Origin of the sequence: Methylobacterium sp. WL18 (assembly GCF_008040015.1) — a bacterium.
Classification (GTDB): Bacteria; Pseudomonadota; Alphaproteobacteria; order Rhizobiales; family Beijerinckiaceae; genus Methylobacterium; species Methylobacterium mesophilicum.
In genome coordinates, this window is sequence record NZ_VRVD01001249.1 from 1 (window position 1) to 585 (window position 585).

General features: G+C 75.0%; 1 protein-coding gene. It reads right to left on the reverse strand.

Annotated elements, in window-relative coordinates; genetic code table 11:
* A partial coding sequence (locus tag FV228_RS32140) for an acetate--CoA ligase family protein (protein WP_187278010.1) occupies window positions 1-585 on the reverse strand: 585 nt, incomplete at both ends.

Sequence of the window (585 nt, forward strand, 5' to 3'; positions counted from 1 at the left end):
CCCGCCGGGCGCGCGCCAGGATGCTGCGGGCGGCATCGCGGACGTCGGCCTCGCTGGTGAGGTCGAGACGGACGCCGCCGATGTCGGATTTGTGCACCACGTCGGGCGAGACGACCTTGAGCGCCACCGTGCCGCCGGCCGCGATGATCGGCCAGGCGGCGGCCGCGGCGGAATCCTGGTCGGGGGCGAGGGTGATCGGCACGGTGGGGATGCCGTAGGCCTCCAGCAGGCCGTTCACGGCAACCGGGTCGAGCCAGGCCGCCCCCTGGCGCAGGGCGGCGGCCACGATCGAGCGGGCCCGGGCCGTGTCGGGGGAGAAGTCCCGCGGCAGCGAATCCGGCGTGCGCATCAGGTCGTCCTGCGCCTCGCGGTAGCGCACGAGGTGCAAAAACCCCTCGATCGCCTCGGAATCGGTGGCGAAATGCGGGATCCCGGCCCCCGCGAAGGCGGCGCGCGCCACCTCGGCATCGCCCAGCGACACCGCGAAGACCGGCTTCTTGCGGGTCTGGCCGGCGCGGGCGCGCGTGACCGTCTCGGCGATCGCCCCGGCCACCGCGCCGGCATCCGACCGGACCGTGGGGACGT